The organism is Nocardia sp. NPDC051750, from assembly GCF_044453135.1.
Lineage (GTDB): Bacteria > Actinomycetota > Actinomycetes > Mycobacteriales > Mycobacteriaceae > Nocardia.
In genome coordinates, this window is sequence record NZ_JBITCK010000005.1 from 340,428 (window position 1) to 363,609 (window position 23,182).

Annotated in this window: 25 protein-coding genes; 12 read left to right on the plus strand and 13 right to left on the minus strand. The window is 67.0% G+C overall.

Annotated elements, in window-relative coordinates; all coding sequences use genetic code 11:
• The first annotated feature begins 119 nt into the window (after nucleotides 1–119).
• The 4 genes from ACIA75_RS23405 to ACIA75_RS23420 all read left to right on the plus strand — a co-directional run bounded on the left by ACIA75_RS23405 (nucleotide 120) and on the right by ACIA75_RS23420 (nucleotide 3,730).
• The gene (locus ACIA75_RS23405; protein WP_397107374.1) at nucleotides 120–977 is read left to right on the plus strand and encodes an ABC transporter substrate-binding protein; all 858 of its coding nucleotides are present in this window, start codon (nucleotides 120–122) and stop codon (nucleotides 975–977) included.
• Between the two features lie 28 nt (nucleotides 978–1,005).
• A complete protein-coding gene (locus ACIA75_RS23410; RefSeq protein WP_397107376.1) occupies nucleotides 1,006–1,746 on the plus strand; it encodes an amino acid ABC transporter permease in 741 nt (246 codons plus the stop codon).
• A 26-nt stretch (nucleotides 1,747–1,772) separates the two neighbouring features.
• Entirely contained in the window at nucleotides 1,773–2,522 is a 750-nt protein-coding gene (locus ACIA75_RS23415; protein WP_397108004.1) for an amino acid ABC transporter ATP-binding protein, read from the plus strand.
• 203 nt (nucleotides 2,523–2,725) lie between these two features.
• Nucleotides 2,726–3,730, plus strand: a complete 1,005-nt coding sequence (locus tag ACIA75_RS23420; RefSeq protein ID WP_397107378.1) for a hypothetical protein — start codon at nucleotides 2,726–2,728, stop codon at nucleotides 3,728–3,730.
• 106 nt (nucleotides 3,731–3,836) lie between these two features.
• On the opposite strand, the gene ACIA75_RS23425 is transcribed toward ACIA75_RS23420, so the two are convergent.
• On the minus strand, nucleotides 3,837–4,349 hold the full coding sequence (locus tag ACIA75_RS23425) for an OsmC family protein (protein ID WP_397107380.1): 513 nt from the start codon (nucleotides 4,347–4,349) through the stop codon (nucleotides 3,837–3,839).
• Between the two features lie 142 nt (nucleotides 4,350–4,491).
• On the opposite strand from ACIA75_RS23425, the gene ACIA75_RS23430 reads away from it, so the two are divergent.
• Nucleotides 4,492–5,172, plus strand: coding sequence for a GntR family transcriptional regulator (locus ACIA75_RS23430; protein WP_397107382.1), 681 nt, complete (start codon nucleotides 4,492–4,494; stop codon nucleotides 5,170–5,172).
• Nucleotides 5,173–5,180: 8 nt separating this feature from the next.
• Nucleotides 5,181–6,065, plus strand: a complete 885-nt coding sequence (locus tag ACIA75_RS23435; RefSeq protein ID WP_397107384.1) for an SAM-dependent methyltransferase — start codon at nucleotides 5,181–5,183, stop codon at nucleotides 6,063–6,065.
• Nucleotides 6,066–6,237: 172 nt separating this feature from the next.
• Here the strand turns inward: ACIA75_RS23435 and ACIA75_RS23440 are convergent, their stop codons facing one another.
• From ACIA75_RS23440 to ACIA75_RS23480, 9 genes are all read right to left on the minus strand, one after another.
• Nucleotides 6,238–6,867, minus strand: a complete 630-nt coding sequence (locus ACIA75_RS23440; RefSeq protein ID WP_397107386.1) for a zinc-binding dehydrogenase — start codon at nucleotides 6,865–6,867, stop codon at nucleotides 6,238–6,240.
• Nucleotides 6,868–7,024: 157 nt separating this feature from the next.
• Nucleotides 7,025–7,786 carry a GntR family transcriptional regulator gene (locus ACIA75_RS23445; protein ID WP_397107388.1) on the minus strand — a complete coding sequence of 254 codons (762 nt, stop codon included), beginning with the start codon at nucleotides 7,784–7,786 and terminating at the stop codon, nucleotides 7,025–7,027.
• Nucleotides 7,783–8,628: a carbohydrate ABC transporter permease gene (locus ACIA75_RS23450; RefSeq protein WP_397107390.1), complete on the minus strand. Its 846-nt coding sequence runs from the start codon at nucleotides 8,626–8,628 to the stop codon at nucleotides 7,783–7,785. Before ACIA75_RS23450 ends, ACIA75_RS23445 begins: the two co-directional genes overlap by 4 nt.
• On the minus strand, nucleotides 8,618–9,604 hold the full coding sequence (locus ACIA75_RS23455; protein ID WP_397107392.1) for a carbohydrate ABC transporter permease: 987 nt from the start codon (nucleotides 9,602–9,604) through the stop codon (nucleotides 8,618–8,620). Before ACIA75_RS23455 ends, ACIA75_RS23450 begins: the two co-directional genes overlap by 11 nt.
• On the minus strand, nucleotides 9,601–10,977 hold the full coding sequence (locus ACIA75_RS23460; RefSeq protein ID WP_397107394.1) for an ABC transporter substrate-binding protein: 1,377 nt from the start codon (nucleotides 10,975–10,977) through the stop codon (nucleotides 9,601–9,603). The genes ACIA75_RS23455 and ACIA75_RS23460 overlap by 4 nt, the downstream gene beginning before the upstream one ends.
• 11 nt (nucleotides 10,978–10,988) lie before the next feature.
• On the minus strand, nucleotides 10,989–12,107 hold the full coding sequence (locus ACIA75_RS23465; RefSeq protein WP_397107396.1) for an ABC transporter ATP-binding protein: 1,119 nt from the start codon (nucleotides 12,105–12,107) through the stop codon (nucleotides 10,989–10,991).
• Entirely contained in the window at nucleotides 12,107–12,949 is an 843-nt protein-coding gene (locus ACIA75_RS23470) for a metallophosphoesterase family protein (RefSeq protein WP_397107398.1), read from the minus strand. The genes ACIA75_RS23465 and ACIA75_RS23470 overlap by 1 nt, the downstream gene beginning before the upstream one ends.
• A gap of 18 nt (nucleotides 12,950–12,967) precedes the next feature.
• Entirely contained in the window at nucleotides 12,968–13,693 is a 726-nt protein-coding gene (locus tag ACIA75_RS23475) for a tyrosine-protein phosphatase (RefSeq protein WP_397107400.1), read from the minus strand.
• A gap of 144 nt (nucleotides 13,694–13,837) precedes the next feature.
• Complete coding sequence (locus ACIA75_RS23480) at nucleotides 13,838–14,464, minus strand: TetR/AcrR family transcriptional regulator (protein ID WP_397107402.1); 627 nt, start codon at nucleotides 14,462–14,464, stop codon at nucleotides 13,838–13,840.
• A gap of 117 nt (nucleotides 14,465–14,581) precedes the next feature.
• On the opposite strand from ACIA75_RS23480, the gene ACIA75_RS23485 reads away from it, so the two are divergent.
• The 3 genes from ACIA75_RS23485 (at nucleotide 14,582) to ACIA75_RS23495 (ending at nucleotide 18,377) form a co-directional block, all read left to right on the plus strand.
• A complete protein-coding gene (locus ACIA75_RS23485; protein ID WP_397107404.1) occupies nucleotides 14,582–16,111 on the plus strand; it encodes an FAD-dependent monooxygenase in 1,530 nt (509 codons plus the stop codon).
• Nucleotides 16,112–16,321: 210 nt separating this feature from the next.
• Nucleotides 16,322–17,713 carry a TrkH family potassium uptake protein gene (locus ACIA75_RS23490; protein WP_397107406.1) on the plus strand — a complete coding sequence of 464 codons (1,392 nt, stop codon included), beginning with the start codon at nucleotides 16,322–16,324 and terminating at the stop codon, nucleotides 17,711–17,713.
• On the plus strand, nucleotides 17,703–18,377 hold the full coding sequence (locus tag ACIA75_RS23495) for a potassium channel family protein (protein WP_397107408.1): 675 nt from the start codon (nucleotides 17,703–17,705) through the stop codon (nucleotides 18,375–18,377). The genes ACIA75_RS23490 and ACIA75_RS23495 overlap by 11 nt, the downstream gene beginning before the upstream one ends.
• A 64-nt stretch (nucleotides 18,378–18,441) precedes the next feature.
• Here the strand turns inward: ACIA75_RS23495 and ACIA75_RS23500 are convergent, their stop codons facing one another.
• A complete protein-coding gene (locus ACIA75_RS23500; RefSeq protein WP_397107410.1) occupies nucleotides 18,442–19,236 on the minus strand; it encodes an ABC transporter permease subunit in 795 nt (264 codons plus the stop codon).
• Entirely contained in the window at nucleotides 19,226–20,125 is a 900-nt protein-coding gene (locus ACIA75_RS23505; RefSeq protein ID WP_397107412.1) for an ABC transporter ATP-binding protein, read from the minus strand. Before ACIA75_RS23505 ends, ACIA75_RS23500 begins: the two co-directional genes overlap by 11 nt.
• Before the next feature lie 72 nt (nucleotides 20,126–20,197).
• Here ACIA75_RS23505 and ACIA75_RS23510 point away from each other — a divergent pair, with 72 nt between their 5' ends.
• The 3 genes from ACIA75_RS23510 to ACIA75_RS23520 all read left to right on the plus strand — a co-directional run bounded on the left by ACIA75_RS23510 (nucleotide 20,198) and on the right by ACIA75_RS23520 (nucleotide 22,620).
• Nucleotides 20,198–20,680, plus strand: a complete 483-nt coding sequence (locus ACIA75_RS23510) for a GbsR/MarR family transcriptional regulator (RefSeq protein WP_397107414.1) — start codon at nucleotides 20,198–20,200, stop codon at nucleotides 20,678–20,680.
• A 207-nt stretch (nucleotides 20,681–20,887) separates the two neighbouring features.
• Nucleotides 20,888–22,198, plus strand: coding sequence for a Na+/H+ antiporter NhaA (gene nhaA / locus ACIA75_RS23515; RefSeq protein ID WP_397107416.1), 1,311 nt, complete (start codon nucleotides 20,888–20,890; stop codon nucleotides 22,196–22,198).
• Nucleotides 22,199–22,311: 113 nt separating this feature from the next.
• The gene (locus ACIA75_RS23520; protein WP_397107418.1) at nucleotides 22,312–22,620 is read left to right on the plus strand and encodes an alpha/beta fold hydrolase; all 309 of its coding nucleotides are present in this window, start codon (nucleotides 22,312–22,314) and stop codon (nucleotides 22,618–22,620) included.
• A 56-nt stretch (nucleotides 22,621–22,676) separates the two neighbouring features.
• On the opposite strand, the gene ACIA75_RS23525 is transcribed toward ACIA75_RS23520, so the two are convergent.
• Entirely contained in the window at nucleotides 22,677–23,171 is a 495-nt protein-coding gene (locus ACIA75_RS23525; protein WP_397107420.1) for a GbsR/MarR family transcriptional regulator, read from the minus strand.
• Nucleotides 23,172–23,182 lie beyond the last annotated feature (11 nt).

The following is a 23,182-nucleotide window of genomic DNA, read 5'->3' on the forward strand; positions in this document are numbered from 1 at the left end:
TTGACGGTCACCCCAAGTTTTGCCACTCTCTATGCAATCGATCCCATAACTACAGGCGAATCGGTTTCGACTTTTTCTCGACCTCGGCTGCGGTGCAGTTCATCTCGAAAGGCTCGTCAATGCACAAGATCATCGGATTCGCGGTAGCGGTCGTCACTGCCGCCGCCGTCACCGGATGCAGCTCGGCCGAGGAGGTCGCCGCCCCGGCGGATTGCTCACCGACGCTGGGCGCCGCCGACCTCGCGGAAGCGGGCGCGCTGACCATGGCGACCAACGCCACCCTCCCGCCCATGCAGTACGTGGACGCCGACGGTGAAGTCACCGGCATGCGGGTCGACCTCGGCAAAGAGCTCGCGAAGCGCCTCTGCCTCGTGCCGAAGTTCGTCAATATCGAGTTCGACGCGCAGATTCCCGGGGTACAGAGCGGCCGCTGGGACATGATCGATACCGGGATGTTCTACACACCGGAACGGGCGGAGACCATCGACCTCGTGCCCTACGAGGTACAAGCGGTCTCCATCTCGGTTCCGGCCGGCAACCCGGAGTCGATCTCCCGTATCGACGACCTGGCCGGCAAGACCATCGGAGTCGAGGCGCCCGGGTACGAGTTCGACACCCTGACCGAACTCGCCGCGCAGTTCGCCGTCGACGGCAAGCCCCCGCTGAACGTCCAGACGTTCAAGACGAACGCCGACGCCTACCAGGCACTGTCCGCCGGGCAGATCGACGGCGCGTCGATCGTGGAGTCGGTCACGTCCTTCTACCAGAAGGACGGACGGTTCGAGACGGCCGTCGGCGGAATCAACGAGGCCCCCTTGGCCATGGGCTTCGCCAAGGGCAGCAAGGCGGCGACCGAGGTGGCGCGGGTGCTCACCGAGATGCGCGCGGACGGTTACCTCCCGGATCTGTTCGGTCAGTACGGCGTCCACGGGTACGAGGGCGATATCGCCGTGAGTACAGGTCCGCTGGACAGCTGATCCACCGCACTATCCGAAAGGCATCCCCATGTGGTCCTGGGACGCATTCTTTTCCATCCTGACCAGCGAGCAATTACTCGAAGGCGCGTGGGTCACGATCTGGCTCACGGTCGTGAGCATGATTCTCGGCCTGGTTCTCGCGGTGGTGGTGGCCGCGGCACGGTCGTCGCGGTTCCTGCCGCTGCGCGCGGTCTCCGGCTTCTATGTCTGGTTGATGCGCGGTACTCCCCTCCTGGTTCAGCTCGTCATCATCTACACCGGGTTGCCGCAGGTCGGGATCAAGCTCGGAGTGATTCAGGCCGCACTGCTCGGATTGGTGCTCAACGAAGCGGCCTACCTCTCCGAGATCGTGCGGTCGGGTCTCATGTCCGTGCCCGCCGGTCAGACCGAAGCCGCCCGGGCGCTCGGAATGTCGCCGGCGAAGGTGTTCCGGGTGGTCGTGCTCCCCCAGGCGCTGCGCGTGATGATTCCACCGCTCGGAAACAGCTTCAACGGGCTCCTGAAAACCACGACCCTGGTGTCGGTGATCTCTGTTCAGGAACTCCTCCGGCGAACCCAGTTCCTGGTACAGGTCAATTTCCGGGTACTGGAAGGACTGTGTGCGGCCGCGTTGTACTTCCTGGTCCTGACCACTCTGTGGGGCTTGATCCAGCGGATGCTCGAAACCCGCGCCGGGCGGGGCTACGACCGCAACTACAAACGTAAGGGCACCCGGGATTCGAAAGTCCTGGACGACAGTGCACTGGAGGCAGAGGCGGTGAATCGATGACCGAGGTCCTGGAGAAAACCCCGATGATGGTCGAAGTCCGGAACATGACAAAGGCCTACAACGATCTGGTTGTGCTCGACGGAATCGACTTCACCGTGAGCAAAGGAGAAGTGGTCCTGCTACTGGGCCCCTCGGGGAGCGGGAAAAGCACCCTGCTCCGGACGTTGAACTGCCTCGAAACCATCGAATCGGGCACGATTCGTGTCTGCGGCGAAATGATCGGATTCACCGACGACGACCGGCGACGCCCGCTCCCGGAAGCCCAGCTCGCGAAACAACGCCATCACACCGGCATGGTGTTCCAGAGCTTCAATCTCTTCCCCATGATGACAGCGCTGGACAATGTCGCGTCGGGTCCGCGGCATGTCTTGGGCACCCCGAAGGACGTCGCGCGCCGGCAGGCCCGGGAGCTGCTCGAACTGGTCGGATTGGGAGACAAGGGCGACAACTATCCTTCGCAGCTGTCCGGCGGGCAACAGCAACGAGTAGCAATCGCCCGGGCTCTCGCCATGAAACCGAAAGTCATGCTGTTCGACGAACCCACCTCCGCACTCGACCCCGAGATGGTCAAAGAAGTACTCGACGTGATGATCCGCTTGCGGGACGAGGGGATGACCATGGTCGTCGTCAGCCACGAAATGGGCTTCGCCAAAGCGGCCGCCGATCGCATCGTTTTCATGTGCGACGGAAGAATCGTCGAAGACGCGAGCCCGGATCAATTCTTCGACAATCCGCAGAATCCAAGAACCCAGCAGTTCCTTCGCCAGATTCTCTGATTCGTGACCGGACCCCGCACCCTCGGGCACTGTCGCTCAATTGGTCGATGGGTGTGGTGGAACGCGCGCTGGTTTACGCTCTGATGAAGGCTGGTCCTCGCTCTGCACCTGGCTCCGCCGCCGGATGCTGCGGCGGCCGGTCTCATCGAATCCTTAAGAGTAGATAGCTGAATTTTTACTTTCACTAATTACCTTGCGTGGTCGTGCGTCCCCGTCTGATAATCCTGTGCATCGCCGTGTCCGGCCTGATTCTTGTCGGGGTCGGTGCCACGTTCGCCTACCTCGAGACTCCCGAAACGTCCGTCTCGGTCCAGCAGGCGTCCGAGCCCGTGGGTATCGATTCCACCCGAAGCAGCTTGCAACAGGTGAGCCTGCCACTGGCGATGCTCGGCGGTGGTGTCGGGCAGCTCACCGATGGCAGCCATCAGCTCGACGACGGCGCTCATCAGCTCTCCGACGGGCTGCGCCAGGCGCGGGACGGTGGTCAGCAACTCGCGGACGGGCTCGGACAGCTGCACGGTGGCGTCGGGTTGCTCGGCGACGGCGCCACCCAGATCAGTGGCGGCGTTACCGAGGTTGTCGACCGGCTGACCGGGTTCGGGGCGATGCAGGGCGATGTGGTCACGCAGCTGACATCTGTCGCCGACGTACTGGGTGCGTCACCGGACCCGGTCTCGCGGAATGCGGCCGGGCAATTACGTTCGTTGATCGAGGTATTGAATACCCAGGGTCTGGGACCGGACACCCTCGACCAGCTGAGTCAGCTGCGTGCCGGTGCGCAGCAACTCGCCTTCGAACTCACCGACCCCGCTGCTCAGTTCACCGCGGGTATGGCCCTGGCGGCGGACGGTTCCCGTCAGCTCCGCGACGGTCTCGTGCTTCTCGACGACGGTGGCCGCGCGTTGACCGACGGCACGGGCATGCTCGTCGACGGTGTCGGCCCGGTGGCCGGTGTCGTGGACGGGATCGCAGAGAACGTGCGATCGGCGACCGACGCACTGCCGACCACGACTGTCGCGGCGGGACACCCGGTTGTTGTGACCGCTCCTCGCCAGTGGTGGCCGTATGCGGTGATCGCGCTCGGCGCGGTCCTCCTTATCGCGGCTGTGGCAGTTCCCCGCCCTGGACCGGGCCGGCCGACCGGACACCGCACCCGGCGACCGGAACACCCCCACGACGTGCACATCCAGACCCCCGCCAACGGGTAACGTTCCGAGTCTCACGGGCTGCGTTCTGGCTGAACTTCGCATGGCTGCCGCCACGACCGTCGACGCGGCGGGGCTGACACCGGGGATCGCGTCACGACTTTTCGAGTTAGATCTTTTCGATGACACCCTGCAGGGGGGTGGGGTTCTTGACGTTGTCGAACATCGGCGAGGTCGCTTCCGCGGCCGCCCGGATCTCTTCCAGGACCTCGGCGGGGGCGTCGGTGTCGACGTGCACCACATAGTTCACGCCGCTGAACCCCGGCCGGACCTGTTGATCCAGCGCGAGGTAGCCGCGCAGATCGTAGTCACCGGTGACCTCGATCCGCAGATTCCGGTACTCCACACCACGTTGGACAGCTTGGGTCACCCAGCCGATTGTCAGACAGGTACCGACTGCGGCCAGCACCAACTCCATCGGATCGATGGCCTTGTCGGTGCCACCCAACGGTGCGGGCTCGTCGGTCTCCAGAGTGAACGACCGAGCAGTGGTGCGCGCTTGGGCGCCCTCGGTCCAGGTCGTCACCGTACGGAACGCTCCGGCGCCGGTGGTCGCGTCGCCGGCCACTGCGGCCTTGGTGGCCTCGTAGGCCGAGATGTCGAGCGTATGAGCCTTCGTCATCGTTACCCCTGTGTCTCGTCGAGAAGTATGAATTGTCCGGACTATTGCCGTATCGTACGGACTATTGGCCTCACCAAGTATGGCTGATCGGGGCTTGTACCGCTGCCTGTTACCGGCAGACGGGCAAGTGAGAGGAGTTGCGGTGCCGAAAGATTCGAGACCAGGGCCGAGCTTGTGGGCCACGGTGCTGGCCGACCTGCGCGCACGGCTGGCCGCCGGAGAGTTCACGGACCGCTTTCCCGGCGATCGGGAACTCATGGAGCACTATGGGGTGAGCAGACACACTGTCCGAGAAGCGGTCCGGCATCTGGAGGGCATCGAGCGCCGCCCCCGCGTGGGTGGACGGGTAACCGCCCCACCCACCGTGCTGCGTCGGCTGCTCGACACCCTCGCCGCGCTCGGTGTCCGCACCGCCGTCGACACACCCACGACGAGTGAGCACCATTCGCCGGAGATCGCCGGGCGGCTGGACCACGACCCGCACACCCTGCTCACGGTCCACACCGGGGTGTTGCGCGCCGACGGGGCGCCGCTGATCTGTCTGCAAATCTTCTCCGACGTAACGGATTCGGTACCGGCCGAGTTCGCGGGCCTTCTGCTCGATACCTCCGCCCGGCAATCCGGTCAGCTCACTGTTGCCGGTCAGACCACCGTGCCCACGGCTCCGGAACCCACAGTGTGCGAAGTCCTCGGGATTCCCGCCGGCAGCGCCACTTTCTGTATCGAGGCCCGGCTCGAGACCGGCGACGGGGCAGCGATGTGGCAGCGCGCGTTCATCCGTCCCGACCGTTACCCCTGCATCCTGCAGTTCACACCAACGTGAGCGAGCCCATGACCATTCCCGCCCTGTCCTCGCAGCCGCCGATCTATGCTCGCGGCCCGGTCGGTGTGGATACCACCCGCCCGAGTATCGCCCGTGTCTACGACTACAGCCTCGGCGGAAAAGACAATTACGACGTCGACCGTGCCGCCTACATGCATATCGAACACGTCGCACCCCGCTACGACGCGGTAGCCCGAGCGAACCGCCGTTGGCTGCACCGGGTGATCCGCCACCTCGCCGGTACGGCCGGAATCGATCAGTTCCTCGACATCGGCGCCGGGATGCCGACAACGCTCAACACCCACCAGGTCGCGCAATACGAAAACCGCCACGCCCGAGTCGTGTATGTCGACAACGACCCCCTCTGCGCCGTCCACGGCAGCGCACTACTGGTCCAGAACGAGAACACCCGCTACATTCGCGGCGACCTTCTCGAACCCGGCACCCTGCTCGAAAACCAGGAAGTGACCAGTCATCTCGACACCAACCGGCCGATCGGCCTGCTCGTCTGCGGGCTCCTGCACCACCTCGACGACGGCCTCGACCCCGCCGCCGTCGTGCGCGACTACACCACACGCCTCCCCGCCGGCTCCTACCTGGCCACCACCAACTTCTGGGACCCCGCCGACGAATACCCCGAACTGCACACCCTCGCCACGAAACTCGAACGGGCCTTCACCACCAGCGGTCTGGGCCCGGCCCGGTTCCGCACCCGCGCACAGCAACTCGAATACTTCGACGGACTACACCTCATCGAACCCGGATTGACCCAACTCGACGACTGGTGGCCTCCGGGCCCACCGACCCGACCACGACGGCCCGCACAACGACTGATACTGGGCGGCGTCGGCTACAAACAACCACCCCCACCGCCCCAGATCCACGCCCACTGAAAACAGTGCACCGAATCGGGACGGAGACCGGCCGGCCCAACCGGTGTACAGATCGGCCGCCGCGCTCGCCGAGGTCGAGGCACTCATCACGGACGGCTCAGCTCACGTCGATCGCCGACCGCGCCGGTCCGCGATCGAGGGCGAACGGTGGGGCCCGATCGGTGAGGTGGAGTCAGGGAACGAGCACGACAGTCTTGCCGGGCAGCCGCCCCGCGCCGGCGTCCGCATGCACAGCCGCCAACTCGGAGAACGTGCGACGGGCGGCGACGTGGAGCTGGAGTGTGCCGGCATCCACTTGGGCAACCAGATCGGCCAGCTGGGTGCCGTCGCTGCGCACCCACAGATTCGCGCTGCGCACCCCGCGGGACGGGTCCTCGGGGATCGGACCCGCGGAGCTGGCCGCCGCCCCACCATCGGCGACGTAGGACGTCAGCCGGGAGAGCTCCTGCGGAGAGACGCGCACATGGTTCACCACCACCTGGAACGGGCCACCGATATCGGCGGGGCCCGCGGCGAGGTCGAGCGGACCTGCGGTCCGGTGCGCGCCGTAGCCGCGAAGGCGGCCGGCGTTCTGCGGCGCATCCACCGCGGTCACCTGCGCTCCCGCCGCGACGGCGAGCTGCACCACGAGGCTGCCGACCGCGCCTCCCGCGCCATTGACCAGGACATTCTGCCCGGGCTTCAGTTCGGCGAGCTCGAACAGCAGCTGCCAGGCTGCCAGGCCCGTGAGTGGTAGCGCGGCGGCGTCGACCAGATCGGCGGTCCGGGGCGCGGGTGCCAGGGACGCGGCCGGGGCGAGCACGTACTCGGCGGCGGCGCCGCCACCGTCCGCCGCGAACTCGAGGGCAAATGAGGACCTGCCTATCTGCGGGTCCGGCTCGAACGCCTTCCGAGCGACGGGACCCGGATAGCAAGCGGCATGACCCGCACCGCTGCCTCGACGACTTCCAGGTCAGGACTTAGGCGCTGTCGTAGTGCATGGTGAACCGGATCCGGTCGCCGCGGAGCCGGCGGCGCAGGTACATGGTGGGGCGGCGATCGGTGTCGACATTGACCCCGTCCCGGAGCATCACCGGGCTTCCCGGTGGCACCTCGAGCAGGCCGGCGTCCGCCGTGCTCGCGACCGTTGCGGTGAGACCGCGCCAGGAGTGGCGGAGCCGGAGGTCGTAGCGTTCGTGCAGGATCTGGAACAGCGCGACCCGTTCGGTAACCAGCCCGGTGAAGCCGGCGAACCGGCGTGCCTCGAGCCAGTAGCTGCACACCATGAACGGCTGCTCGCCCGTTCGGACCAGGGTGTCGACGCGGATGAAGGGCGCTGCGGTTTCCAGCGCTTCGGCGGCGTCGCGGGCGGTATCCCGGTCGGTGATGTCGACCAGGGTCTCGGTCTGGTCCTGCTGAACGTAGTCGGCGACCGAGGCGGTACTGCCCGCGTCGGCGTCCGTGGACGGCATCGCCGGCAGACCGAGATCGATGACCAGTGGCGGCTCGGCCACGTAGGTCCCCGATCCCTGCCGGACGACGACATGACCCGCGCGGGCGAGTTCGCCGACGGCCTGCCTGATGGTGAGGCGGTTGACCCCCCATTCCGCGGCGAGCTCGGGTTCGGTCGGGAGCCGCTGGCCGGGGGTGAGTTCGCGGTCCCGGATCCGGCGCAGCAGTTCGGTTTCCACTTGGCGGTAGAGCGGGACACGGCCCTGTCTGCTGTTGCGGGTAGCGGTCATTTCAGCCCGGAGCGCACGAACGCGTTGACGACCTGGCGTTGCAGCAGGATGTAGACGGCGAGGATGGGCAGGCACAGGGCCCCGGCGGCGGCCATCATTGCACCATAGTCGGTTCCGGCTTCGGTGATCAGACTGCGCAAACCGATCTGGACCACCGAGGACGGGTCGGACAGCACGAGCAACGGCCAGAAGTATTCGTTCCACGCGGTGACGAACAGCAGGATGGCCAGTGCGGCGAGCGGTCCGCGCAGTGAGGGCACGACGACGGTCCACAGGGTGTTCCAGTGCGAGCGGCCGTCCATGCGGGCGGCGTCGAGCAGTTCACGCGGGAACGAGCGCATGTGCTGGCGCAGCAGCAGCACCGCGAACGGCGCGGTGATCTGCGGGACGATCACGCCGGTGAGGGTGTTGAGCCAGCCCAGGTCCGACAGCAGGACGTAGTTGGGCAGCATCGTGACCTGGAACGGGACCAGCCAGGTCGCCACGAAGATCAGGAACAGCAGCCGTTCGCCGCGAAACTGCCAGCGCCCGAAAGCATACGAGGCGAGAAGCGCGGTGAACAGCTGGCAGGCCGCGACCCCGACGGCCATGAGCGCGGTGTTGCCGATGAGGCCGCCGAGCGGCAGCAGGTCGGCGGCGGCCCGCAGGTTGTCCAGGCTGACCCCGCTGGGCAGCACGGACTGACCCAGCACATCGTCGCGGGGGCGCAGCGCGGTGACATACATCCAGATGATCGGCACCAGGCTGAACACCGCGATCGCGGCCAGGACCAGATGGCCGCCGAAGATATCGAATCGGCGGGTGCGGGCGACAGTTTCGGGCGTGGTCAGGTCAGTCGTCATGGAAGCTCCAGCGGTCCATCAGCCACACCGCACCCCAGGCGATGAGCCCGAAGCCGAGGAAGAACAGCACGCTGGCGGCGGAGGCTAGGCCGACGTCGAACGAGCCGAATGCGGTGTCGTAGAGGAGGTAGTAGAGGTTGGTGGTGGAATCGCCGGGACCACCCTGGGTGAGGGTTTGGATCATCGGGAACATCAACTGGGCGGCGGACAGGATGGTCAGCGTCGCCATGAACAACAGTGTCGGCGACAGCAGCGGCAGCGTGATGCGCCGGGTGATCTGACGTTCGGTGGCGCCGTCGGTGCGAGCGGCGGCGGCGTAGTCGTCGGAAATGCCGGACATGCCCGCGGAGACGACGAGGACGGCGAAGCCGAGCAGCTGCCAGCCGACGATCACCACAATCGACCACATCGCCCATTTCGGGTCGCGCAGAAAGGAAATCGGTGCGGCACCGAACAGCCCGAGTACCTGGTTGACCAGCCCGCCGTTGGGATCGAGCAGCCAGCGCCACACGATGGCGGTGACGATCGGGGCGATGAGATACGGCGCGAAGATCGCGGTCCGGTAGAAGGCGCGGGCCCGGCCGTGCACCCGTTGCGACAGGAGCACGACCACCACCGGGATGACGATGGTGAAGGGCAGTAGCGCGAGGAGGTAGAGCAGGGTGTTCAGGGTTGCCCGGCCGAGCTGCGGGAGGTCGAATGCCTCGGCGTAGTTCGACCAGCCCGCCGGGCGGGCGGGTGAGGTGGGCACCAGATTCCAGTCGTAGAACGATAATTGGATGGTCTGGACGAGCGGCGAGTACACCCACACCACCAGCCCGGCCAAAGCCGGCACCAGATAGAGGTAGGGCGTCACACCACCGGCGAGCCGCCGCAGCAGCGGGCGGCGGGCCACCGGACGCGGTTCGCTCCGCTTCGGCGGCGGGGCCGTTTCCACGAAGCGTCCGGGAGCCGGCCGGTCGAGGACGGCGGTCATTTCGGCATGAGGGCTTGGGCGCTGGTCTGCGCGGCGGACAAGGTCTGCTGTGGGTCGGCGCCGCGGAACACGATCTCGTCGGTGGCTTTACTCAGCAGTGTGCGGATCTGCTGGTAGTTCGGCCCGGGGTAGGAGACCCAGGGTTCGAGCCGGTCGAGTTGGGCGACATTGGGCCGGACGAAGCCGGGGTGCTCGTCAGCGAAGGCCTGAAGATAGTCGGGGTCGTCGATCAGGGAGGCACGCAGGGGGACGTACCCGATATTCGAAGTGATCGTGGTCTCGCTTTCGGCGCTGGTCAGGAACTTGATCAGTTCCCAGGCAGCGCGCTGCTTCGCCGGGTCGCCGGTCATGACGAACAACGCCGACCCGGAGTTGGTGGGCACGGACGGAGTGCTGCCGAAGCCCGGCATGGGTGCGGCGGCCGCCTGCCATTTGCCCGCGGAGGATTCGAGTATGGCGTTCTGGAGGGCGGCCGAGGTCAGCAGCATGCCGAGGTTGCCGCGCAGGAACGCGTCCTGCGCGTCGGATCCGCTGAGATTCGGCAGTGCGTTCGGACCGGCCTGGGCGATTTTCTGCATACCGTCGAACGCGGCGACCGATTCGGGATCGGTCCAGGTGAGGGACTTTCCGTCCTCGGACAACAGCCGGCCACCCGCGGACCGGACGATCCCGGTGAGGCACCAGTCGCCGCCCGATGCAGCATCGAGGCAACTGAGGTAGGCACCACCGCTGGTACCGGGCACCTTGGCGATGGCCTGGGCTGCGGCCGCGACCTCGTCCCAGGTTTTCGGCGGGTTCGCGGGATCGAGTCCGGCCTTGCGGAAGAGGTCGGCGTTGATGAACAGCATCGGCGTCGAGAAGACGTACGGGATGCCGTAGGTGGTGCCGTCGACATCGCCGAGCACGGCGGCCCGGGGAGCGTAGGGGTGCGGACCGTCGGTGAGCAGTCTCTGCACCTCGTCGCGGCCGACGAGGGCATCGAGTGGCCTGGCGCCGAGATCACTGGCGGTGTAACGGAGGTCGGCGAAGGTCAGCTGGGCGACATCGGGCGGGCTGCCGGCGATGACCTGGCGCTGCACGCTCTGCGCGATCTCGTTCGACGAGCCCTGCGGCGGCACCGCCTCCACATCGATATTCGGGTGCAGGCGCTCGAATTCGGCCACCAGGCCCCGCGTGGTATCGCCGAAGATGCCGGCGCTGGCGAGGTTGTAGCTCTCCCAGCGGATCGAAACCTGCTGGCCGGGGGCCAGTTCGGGGATGATCTCGGTGGCCGCGCCGGACCCCGTATCCGAGGTCGTGGGGATGGTGGCACAGCCGGAGAGAGCTGCGGCGAGCGCGACCACCAGAACCGGCAGGACGCGTGGGAACTTCATGGGGATCACCTTCACGAAACGAGGGCGGGGACCCGTTCGGGCTCCCAGGTGAGGCGCCGGCCGCTCTGCCGCGCGAAGAGGTGGACATGCTCGGGACGCACCGCCAGGGTGGTGATATCGCCGGGCACGAGGTGGATCGGCCGGGCGCCGCGAACGCTCACCCGCAGGTCCCCGATCTCGACCTGGGCGATCTCCTCGTTGCCGAGGTTCTCGACGATATCGACGCGCCCTCGCAGAGTGGGCCCGTCGTGATCGGCGGGCACCGGGACGAGATGTTCCGGGCGCACACCCAGCAGCACCTCGCGGACGCCTGGGTCGTCACCGGCGCGGTACGGCAGCTCGACTTCCATTCCGGGAGCCTGTAATACGAGTTGACCGTCGAGCCCGGTACCCAGCTCGGCAGGCAGCAGGTTCATCGGCGGTGCGCCCATGAACCCGGCCACGAACGCCGACGCGGGTTCGTCGTAGATCTCCACCGGGGTACCGAACTGTTCGACCCGGCCCTCGTTCAGCACCGCGACCTTGGTGGCCATGGTCATCGCGTCGACCTGATCGTGGGTGACGTAGACGAAGGTGGTGTCCAGCCGGCGGTGCAGCGAGATGAGCCGGGTCCGGGTGCTCGACCGCAGTTTCGCGTCGAGGTTGGACAGCGGCTCGTCCATGAGGAACGCCATCGGTTCACGCACCATCGCGCGCCCCAGTGCCACCCGCTGCCGCTGCCCACCGGACAACTCCTTCGGGCGCCGCCGCAGCAGGTGGCCGAGGTCGAGCAGCTCCGCGACCTCGTCGACGCGGCGGCGGATCTCCTGCTTACCGGTCTTGCGCACACTCAGGCCGAAACCGAGGTTCCGCTCGACGGTCAGATGCGGGTAGAGGGCGTAGTTCTGGAAGACCATCGCCAGGTCGCGCTCCCGCGGCGGCAGCGTGGTGACATCCTTGCCGTCGACCAGGATGCGTCCCTCGCTGGGCGGAAGGAGTCCGGCGATCATGCGCAGCAGGGTGGTCTTACCGCAGCCGCTGGGACCGAGCAGCACCAGGAATTCGTTGCGTTCGGTGGTCAGCGAGACGTCGGCGACCGCGGTGGTGTCACCGAAACGGCGGACGATCCCGTCGAGTTCGAGTGTCGCCATCAGACCGCGGCAGCCGTCATGGCCTCGATCGCCTGGGCGATCTCGGGGACGTCATCGGTGGTGATCTGCGGCATCCCCGGCACCAGCCGGAACTCGGCGGTGACCTCGCCGCCGGCCACGGTGTACTCGACGTAGCCCAGCTCCTCCCGCGCTTCCGGAAGACCGCCCTCGCCGGATGCGAGGAACGCGGTGGCGGGCGCCCACACCTCGATCGCGTTGTCCCGCTGCGTCTGCCGGTAGCGGTGCAGATGTCCGCAGCCCACAGCGCGCAGCTCGATCTGCGCCAGCAGCCCGAGCAGCCGGTCGCGGGAAACGGGCCCGATATCGACCTGATGGTCTACCGGTTCGTCGGTGACCGCCCACAGCGGCTTGTGCAGGAACAGCAGCACCGGGCGGCCCGCGGGCAGGTCGGCGAGGGTTTCTTCGAGCCAGCGCCACTGGTCGGCCTCGAGCTGCAGGCCGGAACCCAGCAGTTCGCTGTTGATCCCGAGCAGGATCGCCTCGTCGGTGTCATGGCGCCAATGGCCGGGGCCGAACGCGGACTCGTGAGCGGCCACGCGCTCATCGGTCACGCCGAGGCCCGCCCAGGCGTTGAGACCGGGCATGCCGATGTCGTGGTTGCCCGGAACCACCAGCAGCGGAGCGCTGATCAGGTCGAGCAGCTCACGGGAGTGGGCACGGTCGGCGGCGTCGTCCGGGTGCAGGACCTGGATATCGCCGGAGTGCACGACCAGGTCGGGCCGGACCTCCTCGTTGAGATGCTGCGCCAGGAGCCGGAACGCGGCTGTGGTGGGGCCGCCGGACGCGGTCAGGTGGGTATCGGAAATCTGCACGATTTTCATGGGGAATCTCCTCTGGGATCAGCGGGTGAGGGTGATGCGGAGCTGGTCGATGGCCTCGTCCGGCACGCCGTGGCCGGTGAGGTAGGCGCGGGCGCCGCCGTATTCGGCGGTGAGCACCCGCAGCATCGCGGTCATGGATTCGGGGCGAGCGCCGCGGAGCACCTCGTCGGTGGGGTCGGCGGCGCCGGATTCCACCGGTACCGCGGCGAAGAAGTCGGCGGTGAGATAGTCGGCGGTGAGCGCGTAGTCGGCGGCGACGACATCGTCGGAAACCCCGATGGCGGAGAGCACGAGAGCGATCACCACACCGGTGCGGTCCTTACCCGCGGCGCAGTGCACGAGGGCGGGCAGCGCACCCGGCCGGGCGAGGTCGGCGACGATGGCCGCGAGCTCGGCGCCCCGTTGGCGAACGAGCGCCACATAGAGCTCGCCGAGCGGGTCCGGCGAGCCGTCCGGCAGCGCGGACAGCAGTGAACGGGGATCCAGGGGCCGGTGGAGAACCTTTGGGACGAACGCGTCGAGACCGGTGGGCAGCACCGCGATCTCGGCGTCGTCGCGCAAGTCGATCACGGTCTGCAGGCCGAGACCGGCGATCTCGGCACCCTCGGTGAATCGGGCGGCGTCGGAGCGGAACAGCCGGCCCCAGCCGGTCCGGGCACCGCCCGCCACCTGGTAATCACCGATATCGCGCAAGTTGTACGTGCTGCCGACGGGGAGTCGGCGAAGCGGGGCTGATGTGGTCACGCCCTACATTCATCTAGATGAAAGTGTCGTGTTGATCCCCGAGTAGGTGAACAGTCACCCACCGCTGGATGTCGAAAACCGCCGGTCGCCACAAATCGGGCGTCTCACGGGACACACCGGGTTACCTGGATTCGCCCACCTTCTTCACAACCCGGACTCCTGGCTGCAGGCAGCGAGGGCGGTGAGGATCACGTCGACCAACCGGTCCTGCGAGTAGGGGTCTACCCGCTCACCTGCGGCCGAGAGCGTCTGGGGTCGCGCATGGGCGAGCCCGACCAGGCAGTCCAGGGCAAGGTGGGTGTCCAGGTCGACAGGAAGCTCACCCCGGTCGACCGCTCTGCGCAGCATGGCCGCGCCGGCGTCTCTGCGGGGTTGCCGCAACGCGGAGTAGAAGGCCTGGGCCAGCCGCGGATTCCGGGTCGCTTCGGCCCCCAGATCGGCGACAATCCGGGTCGTGCGCTCATCGTTGCGAGCCTCGGTGGCATCCGCGACGTAACGAGCGACATCCCCACGGAGCGACCCGGTATCGGGCACCGGTACAGCGTTCCATGTCAGATCGGCCACGATTTGCTCGATCATGGCCTGCTTGGATCCCCAGCGCCGATAGATCGCCGCCTTGCCGACACCGGCGCGACGCGCTACCGCTTCCATGGACATCCGGGAGTAACCGCATTCCGCGATCTCGTCCCACGCGGCGGCAGTGATCGCATCGGTGACATGCCCGCGCAGCAGGGCCGCGCCAGCGGGACGGGAGCGGGTCGGATCGGTCATCGCAGCCAGTCTAATGGAACGGAACGATACGGTTGCGTTCCATCAGCCCGGGCGCATATTCTCATATACGGAACGGAACCGTTCCGACGTATCAGCGACGGAGTCCACGAGGTTGTCATGAATGCTGCGGAAACCGATGTACTCGTCGTCGGCGCCGGCCCCACCGGACTGGTACTGGCCTGCGCCCTGCGTCTACATGGCGCCGACGTGCGGGTGGTGGATGCGGCGCCGGGGCCGGCGACGACCTCACGGGCGAACATCCTGCATGCCCGAGGCACGGAGGTCCTGGAACGTATCGGTGCACTCGGAGATCTACCGGAACGCTCCCTGACCGCCCTCACCGTCACCCAGTATCTCGATGGCCAACCGGCCGTCACAGTACGTTTCGGCGACCTCGGACCGGGAACCGCACGCCCGGCCCTGTACGCCTCGCAGGCCGATGTGGAAGAACAACTACGGCAGCGTCTCCGCGAACTGGGCACCGAGATCGAATGGAACTGCGCGATATCCGGCATGACGCAGGACAACAGCGGTGTCACCGCAACCCTGCACACCGGCGCTTCCGTCCGCTGCCGATGGCTGGCCGGGTGCGACGGTGCGCACAGCACCGTGCGGAAGCTGACCGGCATCCCGTTCCCCGGGGTCCGGCTCACCGAACGGTTCCTGCTGGCCGACGTCTACGCCGAGTGGCCCGTCGACCGGTCCGGCGGGCACGGCTGGCCCCACCGAGACGGCCCCCTGTTCGCCGTACCGATGCACGAAGTCGGCCGCCCGGACAACCTGTGGCGACTGATGGCCTACGACCCCACCGGCAGCGAAGACGAGCAAAGTCCGGAACAGATCGTCGACCGCTTCCGGCAGTTGATACCGGAACGCACCGGCCGCACCGACATCCGCATCACCGACTCCGCATGGACCTCGGTGTTCCGCGTCCACCGGCGGCTCGCCGACACTTACCGCAGCGGCCGAGTCTTCCTCGCCGGCGACGCCGCCCACATCCACAGCCCCCTGGGCGGACAAGGAATCGTCACCGGAATCGGTGACGCGGAAAATCTCGCCTGGAAACTCGGTCTCGTCCTCCGAGCACGCGCCGCGGCCGCCCTACTCGACACCTACGAGGCCGAACGCCGGCCACTGGCCACCGAAGTGCTGCGCAACACCACCACCGCGACCCGCCTGCAAGTCGGCAGCAGCCCCTTCTACCGGTTCCTCCGGCGGCGGCTGCTCGTACCGATCGCCGCCATGCCGTCCGTGCAGCGCCGAGCCAGCCGGCTAGCGTCCCAACTCTGGGTCACCTACCGCCGCGGCCCCCTGAATCGCGGCATACGCTCCCGCATCGGACGCTCCCCCAGGCCCGGCGACCGCATCCCGAACCTGTCCTGCCGACATATCGACGGCAACCCCACCGATCTCTACAACCACCTGGGCCGGAACTGGGTCCTGCTGATACCCGGCCGGGGCGCCGCCACCCCCTTCACCGCACCGGCAACCCGCCTCGGCCACAACGTCGTAACGCTGATCGCCGAACACAACACCGGCCGACCGGACGTACAACTCATCCGCCCCGACGCCCACCTGGCCTGGCGCGGCACCGACCCACAGCGACTCACCCGATGGCTCGACGAAGCTCTTCGATACTGCCGGTAGATCCAAGGAGCCGTGGCAGATCTTGCCGTTGAGAAAGTCCGCCGGGCGCGGCGCGCGTCCGGCACGGTGGGCACACAGCCTTGCACTCACCTCGACGTGGCAGTAGCTTCCGGCTGGTCCACCTGTCAGCAGCGTCGACCGCTGTGTCGCTGCGCCCCGGCCAGAGGATCGACCCTGAGTACTACACCCACGACACCCGGTGCTGCGTACATGCGGCGTGGCCGCGCGGCGGCGCGCGGGTTCGGTAGCTGGTTACGACAGCCGCGGCATCCGGCGCGGCTGGTGGTGTTCGGTTTCGGTGCGGCCACCGTGACGGGAACATTGCTGTTGATGCTTCCGATCGCGGCAGAGTCGCGGGCGGTCACCGATCCGGTCACGGCGTTGTTCACTGCGGTGTCGGCGGTGTGTGTGACCGGTCTGGTGGTCGTGGATACCGAAAGCCACTGGTCGCTGTTCGGTGAGCTGGTGATTCTCGGGTTGATCCAGGTCGGCGGGCTGGGGATCATGACCCTGGCGTCGCTGCTCGGATTGCTGGTGGCGCGGCGGATGGGTTTGCGGATGCAGCTGATCGCGCAAACGGAAACCAAAACGGTGCGGCTCGGGGAAAGCCGGCGGGTGGTCATCGGGGTGCTCCGGATGAGCCTGCTGGTAGAGGCGCTGGTGGCCGTCGTACTCGCGGCACGGTTCATGATCGGCTACGGCGAACGCGGCTGGCATGGGGTGTATCTAGGGGTGTTCCATGCGGTCTCGGCGTACAACAACGCCGGATTCGCGCTGTATCCGGACAGTCTGGTGGGTTATGCCACCGATGCGTGGATCATCGTGCCGATCTCGCTGGCTCTGGTGATCGGGGGTTTGGGGTTCCCGGTGATCTTCGAGGTCACCCGGTCGCTGCGCCGGCAACGGGTGCCCGGAAATCGGTGGCGGCGGTGGTCACTGCACACCCGGATCACGCTGATCGCCTATGCGTTGTTGAGTGTGGTCGGGGTGGTCGCGGTGACCGCGTTCGAGTGGTCCAACCCCGGCACCTTGGGGCCGTTGGGTACCGCGCACAAATTGCTGGTGGGCGGGTTCCACGGGCTGACGCCCCGCACGGCCGGTTTCAACTCTCTCGATATGGGGTCCATGCATTCGGCGACGTTGCTGGTCAATGATGTGCTGATGTTCATCGGCGGTGGCAGCGCCGGTACCGCGGGCGGGATCAAGGTGACCACGTTCGCGCTGCTGGCGTTCGTGATCATGGCCGAGATCCGCGGTGAGCCGACCGTGCATGTGATGGGCCGCAGGCTCGCCGCCTCGGTGCAGCGCCAGGCGATCACGGTGGTGCTGCTGGGCGGTGGCGCCGTGGTGATCGGCACCCTGCTGCTGCTGACGATCACCGGCATGGATCTGGACTCGGTGCTGTTCGAGGTGGTGTCGGCGTTCGGAACGGTGGGTCTGTCGACCGGTATCACCGCCGATATCCCCGATCCGGGGCTTATCGTGTTGATCGTGTTGATGTTCATCGGGCGGCTCGGCCCGATCACCCTGGCCACCGCGCTGGCGCTGCGCGACCGCGGCCGCCGCTACGAACTACCCGAGGAGCGTCCCATTGTCGGGTAGGACTCCGCGTAAGCAGGGCACCCGGGTCGTGGTGGTCGGACTCGGGCGGTTCGGGAGCGCGCTGGCCCGGGAGCTGGTCACCCACGGCTCGGAGGTCTTGGCCATCGATTCCGATCCGATCCTCGTACAGCAGTATTCCGACGAGCTCACGCACGTCGCGGTCGCCGACACCACCGATATGGCAGCCCTCGAACAGCTGGGTGTCCCGGACTTCCCGCACGCGGTGGTGGGGATCGGCAGCAATATGGAGGCCAGCATCCTGACCACCTCGCTGCTGGCCGATTTCCGGATACCGAAGATCTGGGCGAAGGCCATCAGCCGCCGCCACGGGCAGATCCTCGAGCGGGTCGGCGCCCATCATGTCGTACTGCCCGAACACGATATGGGCGAGCGAGTGGCGCATCTTGTCACCGGCCGGATGATCGACTACATCGAATTCGACACCGACTACGCCATGGCAAAAACCAGCGCACCCAGGACCAGCATCGGCAAAACCCTCACCGCCAGCGGCCTGCGCCAACATTTCGATATCACCGTGGTCGCCATCAAACACCGCGGCGGCGAATTCACCTACGCTACCGCCGATACGGTGGTCGCCGTCGGCGATGTGCTGATCGTGTCCGGCCGCGTCGACGAAGTGGAGCGGTTCGCGGATCTCACCTGAACCGCACGCGCAGAACAGGTGGGCCCCGCAGCCGGGAAGCGACTGCGGGGCCCGGTAATGCAGGTCAGGAACGCAGGTCGCGCCGGTTGAACCGGAGGAACCCGAGCGATACGAGGGCGACGCTCACCGCGAACAGGATTGCGGTATCGGCCCACTGCATTCCGTTACGCAGGGGTTCGCCGCCGATGTAATAGTGGAACGGCGAGAAATATTTCAGCCAGTCCACGCCGATCACTCCGGCGAGGTTGCCCGCAATGTAGGTGAGCACGCCGATACCGACCGATATACCCAGCACCTGACCGCGTTTACCGAGCGCGGCGCCCAGACCGATGGCCAGCGCGCCGAAAGTTGTCCCGAGCAGCGCCAATTGCACACACTGGGCGGCGAGCTCGGCGATCCCGATCGATTCCAGCTCCGCGGCGGACCGGATCGCCAACATGCCGGCGAACACCAGGACCGCGATGGCGGCGGCGCCGGTGACCAGCCCGGCGTACCGTTCCGCGGCCAGCCGGGTGCGGCTCACCGGGTGGGCCAGCAGGAGGTCGAGGTAGCCGGTTTCCTCGTCGCCGGCGACGGCGCGCGCGCCGAAGGTGACCCCGAAGGCCATGACCAGCAGGGGCAGCAGTAGCCCGAAAACCGTTGAGCCCAGGTACCCGGCGGCTGAGCCGATGTCCTGCATACGGAGCGCTTCGCGCATGGCTTCGGGGTAGTTCTGGACAGTTTCGGCCATCCCGCCGCTGCCGCCGATCTGCGGGTAGAACGCGGCATACATCAGGCCGACCGCCGCGGTGCCGATCGACCAGGCCGCCAGCGCGCGGCGGTTGTCGGCGAGGGTCCGGGTGTAGATATCAGGCAGCATCGGATTCTCCGGTGTAGTAGCTGTGGAACAGGTCTTCGAGGGCGGGCTCGGTGACCAGCAGGCCCGCGACGTGATGACCGGCCAGCGCACGCAGCAGGGCATCGGGGCTGCCGGTCACCTGGCAGCGCAGGGTCGAGCCCTCGATCCGCACCTCGGCCACCCCGGTCAGACCGGTGAATGCAGAGGTGTCGACGGGCCCGGTGAAGGTGACTTCGACATCGCGAACCGCGCCGGCACGCAAACCGGCGACGGTGTCGAGCGCGACCAGACGGCCCTCGCGGATGATGGCCACACGGTCGGCCACTGCTTCGACTTCACTCATGATGTGACTGGACATGAACACCGTCTGCCCGCCGGTAGCGGCCTCGGTGACCATGTCGAGGAAGATCTGCTGCGCCAGGGGATCCAGGCCCGAGGTGGGTTCGTCCAGGATGAGCAGTTCGGGTTCGTGCATGAATGCCTGCACCAGGCCGACCTTCTGCCGGTTGCCCTTGGACAGCGCCGAAATCTGTTTGCTCTGATCCAGTTCCAGCCGCTCACACAGGACGTCGATACGGTCGGCGCCCACTCCCCCGCGCAGGGCGGCGAGGAAGCGCAGTGCCGCCCCGACCTTCTGCCGCCCGGGGGCGACGAAATCTCCTGCCAGGTAGCCGATCCGCTCGTGCAATGCCACGGCGTCGGCGCGGGGGTCCATGCCGAGGACCCGGGCGGTGCCGCTGGTGGGGCGGATGAGGTCCAGCAGCAGGCGGATGGTCGTGGATTTCCCGGCGCCGTTGGGGCCCAGGTATCCGAAGACCTCGCCCGGTTCGACCGACAGTGACAGTTCGACCAGGCCCCGGGACGAGCCATAGGTCTTCGTGAGCCCATTCAGCTCGATTGCTTTCACCATGAGACAGAACTTATCGAACTTTCAGAGATTCGTAAATACTCAGAAAATTCGGAGCTCTGATACCTTCGTGGTATGGGAACCAACGAGCGACTGCGGGACGCCGCGGAGAAACTGGCCCTGACCCTCTCGGCCGGCGGCGGAATGCAGCGATCGACCGCGCGTGTGCTGACGGCCCTGCTCTACACCGAGCAGGACACGATGACCGCCGCCGACCTGTGCGCGGAGTTGTCGATCAGCTCCGGTGCGGTATCGACCGCGATCAAACATCTGATGCCGGTCGGCCTGATCGAACGGGTCCCCGCGCCGGGCAGCCGCCGCGACCACTACCGTTTCCGCGCCGGAGCCTGGGCAGCGCTGATGTCACAGCAGAACACCTTGCTGGCCACCATGCGCGACTCCGCGCAGGAAGGCATCGACGCCACCGCCCCGGACACTGTCACCGCCCGCCGCCTGCACGAGATGCAGGACTTCTACACGTTCATGCTCAACGAACTCGTCCCCCTGATCGACCGGTGGCGGGAGCAATACGCCGCCGACCACCCCTCCCCCAACTGAACTCGTAGCCCCTCAGCGGGAGCATGAGCTGGGCCTGCATTTCAGCAGCCGGGAATCCGCCGCGACACCCGCCGGTCGCGGGGCCCGCGGTTTGCGTTCGCGGTGGTCTTTACGGCATCTTTACAGGGGGAGAGCCGGGAAGTCTGGTCGGCACACCTGGCCCGGATGTGGGCTGGGGTCGCCGCCGACGAAAGACGACCCACGCCGATGAACTCTCCCCAATCCCGCCCGCCACTCTTCGCTCGTGGTTCCTGGCCCGAAGCACGGCGGATCACCGCGATCCTGCGCACCGAGACCGCCGGCGGGGTGCTGCTGATCATCGCCGCGGCCGCCGGCTTGATCTGGGCCAACACCCCCTGGTCGAGCGCCTACGAGGCGTTGCGCGACTTCCAAGTGGGGCCATCGCGCCTGCACCTGGACCTATCGCTGGAGACCTGGGCCGCCGACGGACTGCTGGCGGTGTTCTTCTTCGTCGTCGGCCTCGAGCTCAAACGCGAGTTCGTCGCCGGTGATCTCCGCGATCCGCGCCGCGCCGCACTACCGGTGGTGGCCGCGGTCGGCGGCATGATCGGGCCGGCGGCGATCTTCGTCGCGTTCAACGCCGGCAACGGTGACGCCGTACAGGGCTGGGCGATTCCCACTGCGACCGATATCGCGTTCGCGCTGGCGGTCCTCGCGGTGGTGAGCTCGCACCTGCCCACCGCCCTGCGGACCTTCTTGCTCACGCTGGCCGTGGTCGACGATCTGCTCGCGGTAACGGTTATCGCGATCTTCTACACCGACGAACTGCATCTGCCCTACCTGGGATTGGCACTGATACCGCTGACCGCCTTCGCCTTCGCCGTTCAGCGCGGAACCCGGTCGGTGTGGCTGCTGATACCGCTGGCATTGCTGACCTGGTGGCTGGTGCACGAATCCGGTGTCCATGCCACGGTCGCCGGGGTGCTGCTGGGCTTCACCGTTCCCGTCTTGACGACCCGCTCGGGGCGGGGCACCCCGTCCACCCGGGACCCCGGCCTCGCCGAATGGTTCGAACACCGCATCCGGCCGTTGTCGGCCGGTGTCGCGGTACCGATTTTCGCGTTCTTCGCCGCCGGGGTCACCCTCGGCGGGCTAGACGGGATGGTCGACTCCCTCACCGATCGGGTGACGCTCGGGATCGTCGTGGGCCTGGTGGCCGGCAAGGCAGTCGGAATCGTGGCCACGACCTTCGTCACCGCGAAACTGACTCGCGCCGAGTTGGATACCGATTTGAGCTGGGTGGACGTCGTCGGAGTGGCCTTGCTCGGCGGTATCGGGTTCACGGTCTCGCTGCTGATCGGCGAGTTGGCGTTCGCGGACCAGCCGCTGTGGGAAGACCACGTCCGGATCGGTGTCCTCGTCGGCACCCTCACCGCAGCATTGCTGGCGAGCATTCTGTTGCGGTTACGCAATCGCGTCTACCGCCGCATCGCCGAAGAAGAAACCCGGGACGACGACAACGACGGCGTTCCCGATATCTACCAGCAAGGGTCCTGACATGCCGTCACCTTTCGACGCCCACCCCACATCGGAAAAGGGGGCCCGGCAAATGCTTTCGGCTTACGTCAATCGCCCCGTCACCTGCCCGAACAGACCGGCTTCTGCAGCTGATGACGGGCCCGGCACGAACTGCGCCACCGCATCTGGTGGATTGGATGACCCTGGTCGCCCGCTACTGCCGGACCACCCTGGCGCCCGGGCCGCTGGCTCCCGAGGTACTCGCGAGCAGCAGGTCGGCACCCTGCGTGGTGGCCACAGGCTCACATGACATCTTCCTACCACCGGCCCGTCTGGAACCCGCCGTTCGCGACCTGCTCGGAACCGAATTGCGCGTGCTTCCCGGCTCTGGACATCTGGCCCTCGACGACGACCCTGCCGGGATCATGGAACTGGTCGACGACCTCGCCGGACGCCTGTGATGCCGCCTGCTCCGCATGTCGTCCGCTGACGATCGATCGAAGGTGAGACGTGCAGGTCAGTGGTCGTCGGGGAACATCTCGCGCCGGTGCTTCTGCCAGCGGCTCATCATTTCGGGAAGTTCGGCACGCATGAACCGGTAGTACTCCAGCGTCTCGCGGACCCGGCGACCGCCGGGCCGGGCGGCGTCGAGCAGCTCGACACCGTCGCTGAGGAAGCGCAGCGCCCGGTCGAGAGATTCCTGACGCTGGGCGGTGATCGCGTACCAGACGTCCTCGTCGTAGACACGATAGGTGTCGGCGCGTGCCCCGGGTTCACGTTCCCGGCCCAGCAGCCCGGCTTGGACGAGGTAGCGAACGGCTCCCGAGATCGCGGCCGGACTGACCTGCAGTCCGGTGGAGAGTTCTTGGGCGGTGTAGCGCTCGGCATCGTCGGCGAGGACGTAGGCGAATACCCGGGCCGCCATCCGGGGAGTCCCGGAGTCGGCGAGCAGTAGCGCAAACTGCTCGACGAACCGCAGGACAGCCTGTTCCTGCGGGTCCCGTTCGTTCACACCAGCCTCCT

Coding starts and splice junctions, on each gene's coding strand:
- ACIA75_RS23405 (WP_397107374.1), top strand. CDS start 120: ATGCACAAGATCATCGGATTCGCGGTAGCGGTCGTCACTGCCGCCGCC.
- ACIA75_RS23410 (WP_397107376.1), top strand. CDS start 1,006: ATGTGGTCCTGGGACGCATTCTTTTCCATCCTGACCAGCGAGCAATTA.
- ACIA75_RS23415 (WP_397108004.1), top strand. CDS start 1,773: ATGGTCGAAGTCCGGAACATGACAAAGGCCTACAACGATCTGGTTGTG.
- ACIA75_RS23425 (WP_397107380.1), bottom strand. CDS start 4,349: ATGACGAAGGCTCATACGCTCGACATCTCGGCCTACGAGGCCACCAAG.
- ACIA75_RS23435 (WP_397107384.1), top strand. CDS start 5,181: ATGACCATTCCCGCCCTGTCCTCGCAGCCGCCGATCTATGCTCGCGGC.
- ACIA75_RS23445 (WP_397107388.1), bottom strand. CDS start 7,786: ATGACCGCTACCCGCAACAGCAGACAGGGCCGTGTCCCGCTCTACCGC.
- ACIA75_RS23450 (WP_397107390.1), bottom strand. CDS start 8,628: ATGACGACTGACCTGACCACGCCCGAAACTGTCGCCCGCACCCGCCGA.
- ACIA75_RS23455 (WP_397107392.1), bottom strand. CDS start 9,604: ATGACCGCCGTCCTCGACCGGCCGGCTCCCGGACGCTTCGTGGAAACG.
- ACIA75_RS23460 (WP_397107394.1), bottom strand. CDS start 10,977: ATGAAGTTCCCACGCGTCCTGCCGGTTCTGGTGGTCGCGCTCGCCGCA.
- ACIA75_RS23465 (WP_397107396.1), bottom strand. CDS start 12,107: ATGGCGACACTCGAACTCGACGGGATCGTCCGCCGTTTCGGTGACACC.
- ACIA75_RS23470 (WP_397107398.1), bottom strand. CDS start 12,949: ATGAAAATCGTGCAGATTTCCGATACCCACCTGACCGCGTCCGGCGGC.
- ACIA75_RS23480 (WP_397107402.1), bottom strand. CDS start 14,464: ATGACCGATCCGACCCGCTCCCGTCCCGCTGGCGCGGCCCTGCTGCGC.
- ACIA75_RS23485 (WP_397107404.1), top strand. CDS start 14,582: ATGAATGCTGCGGAAACCGATGTACTCGTCGTCGGCGCCGGCCCCACC.
- ACIA75_RS23490 (WP_397107406.1), top strand. CDS start 16,322: ATGCGGCGTGGCCGCGCGGCGGCGCGCGGGTTCGGTAGCTGGTTACGA.
- ACIA75_RS23500 (WP_397107410.1), bottom strand. CDS start 19,236: ATGCTGCCTGATATCTACACCCGGACCCTCGCCGACAACCGCCGCGCG.
- ACIA75_RS23505 (WP_397107412.1), bottom strand. CDS start 20,125: ATGGTGAAAGCAATCGAGCTGAATGGGCTCACGAAGACCTATGGCTCG.
- ACIA75_RS23510 (WP_397107414.1), top strand. CDS start 20,198: ATGGGAACCAACGAGCGACTGCGGGACGCCGCGGAGAAACTGGCCCTG.
- nhaA (WP_397107416.1), top strand. CDS start 20,888: ATGAACTCTCCCCAATCCCGCCCGCCACTCTTCGCTCGTGGTTCCTGG.
- ACIA75_RS23520 (WP_397107418.1), top strand. CDS start 22,312: ATGACGGGCCCGGCACGAACTGCGCCACCGCATCTGGTGGATTGGATG.